The organism is Lentzea sp. NPDC102401 (genome assembly GCF_044765805.1).
Taxonomy (GTDB): domain Bacteria; phylum Actinomycetota; class Actinomycetes; order Mycobacteriales; family Pseudonocardiaceae; genus Lentzea; species Lentzea sokolovensis.
Window position 1 is genome coordinate 1 of record NZ_JBIWKS010000037.1, and the last position, 1,523, is coordinate 1,523.

General features: G+C 68.9%; 1 protein-coding gene. It reads left to right on the forward strand.

All coding sequences use genetic code 11. The features are described from left to right. The first annotated feature begins 57 nt into the window (after positions 1-57). Entirely contained in the window at positions 58-1,278 is a 1,221-nt protein-coding gene (locus tag ACIRG5_RS48365; RefSeq protein ID WP_402918504.1) for an IS4 family transposase, read from the forward strand. Positions 1,279-1,523 lie beyond the last annotated feature (245 nt).

Below are 1,523 nucleotides of genomic sequence, written 5' to 3' on the forward strand. Positions count from 1 at the left end.
CCAATACCGGTGACTTAAGGGTTGGTTCGGTAAGTTGAGCATTCAGGAGGTGCCTGGATGCCGCGGCCTGGACAGGTCAAGCCCGATACGGATGCCCGGTTGTCGGATCGGATCGCGATCGGCCTGTTGACCAGGTCGTTTCCGCCGGAGTTGGTGGATCGGGTGATCGCGGAGGCCGGTCGGGAGGGGCAGCGTGATCGGTTGCTGCCGCCGCGGGTGGTGGTCTACTTCGTGCTGGCGATGTGTCTGTTCTCGGGGCAGGGCTACGAAGAGGTCGCGCGGTTGCTGACCGAGGGGTTGTCGTGGGCGGCGCGGTGGTCCAAGCCGTGGCGGGTGCCGACCACCGCGGCGATCTCCCGTGCCCGGGTCAAGCTGGGCGCGGTGCCGTTGAAGGCGTTGTTCGAGCAGGTCGCGAGGCCGTTGGCGGAGCCGGCGACACGGGGGTCGTGGTATCGGACCTGGCGGGTGCTGGCGGTCGACGGCACGACCTTCGACGTGCCGGACACGCCGGAGAACGCCGGGCGGTTCGGGCGTCCGGGCAGCGCCCGTTCCGCGGTGAGCGGTGGCCGCGCGGCTTTTCCGCAGGTGCGGGTGGTGGCCGTGGCCGAGTGCGGCACCCACGCCATCGTCGCGGCCACGCTGGGGCCGATCACCAAAGCCGAGGCGACCCTGGCCCGGGAGTTGTTCCCCGGCCTGGGCGAGGGCGAGTTGCTGATCGCCGACCGGGGGTTCACGGGGCTGCCGTTGTGGCGGGCGGCATCGGCGAACGGGACGGATCTGTTGTGGCGGGTGCGTGCCAATGTCGTGCTGCCGGTGCGCCGTGAGTTGCCCGACGGGTCGTACCTGTCGGAAATCGTGGCCAACGGCGACCACCACCGGCGCGCCGATCCGGTGACGGTGCGGGTAGTCGAGTACACACTGGAAGATCCCGCCCGCCCCGGACACGACGCGCCCTACCGGCTGATCACCACGATCCTCGACCGCCGCAAGGCCCCGGCACGCGAACTTGCGGCGTTGTACTGCCAACGCTGGGAAATCGAGACCGCGCTGGACGAACTCAAGACCCACCAACGCGGTCCCGGACAGGTCCTGCGTTCCCGTTCACCCGACGGTGTCGAGCAGGAGGTCTGGGCGCACCTGTTGGTGCATCACGCGATCCGGTCGCTGATGCACACCGCCGCCGCCGACGCCGGCCTGGACCCCGACCGGCTCTCGTTCATCCGCACCCTGCGCCTGGCCCGCCGCCAGACCACCGCCCAGGCCGCGTTTTCCCCCTGACCGATTAGCAGGCGCACTGCTCGACGGGGTCCGCGAGATCCTCGACCGACTCCTGCCTCGACGGCGACTACGCAGCAACCCCCGCGTGGTCAAACGCAAGATGTCCAACTACAAACTCAAACGCGCCGAACATCTGACCTGGCCCCAACCCACCCGCGACCCCACCGAGGCAGTCCGGATCGCACCGCACCACCGCACCGCCTCAGCCAACAACCAGCGCAAACCACTCTAAGTCACCGGTATTG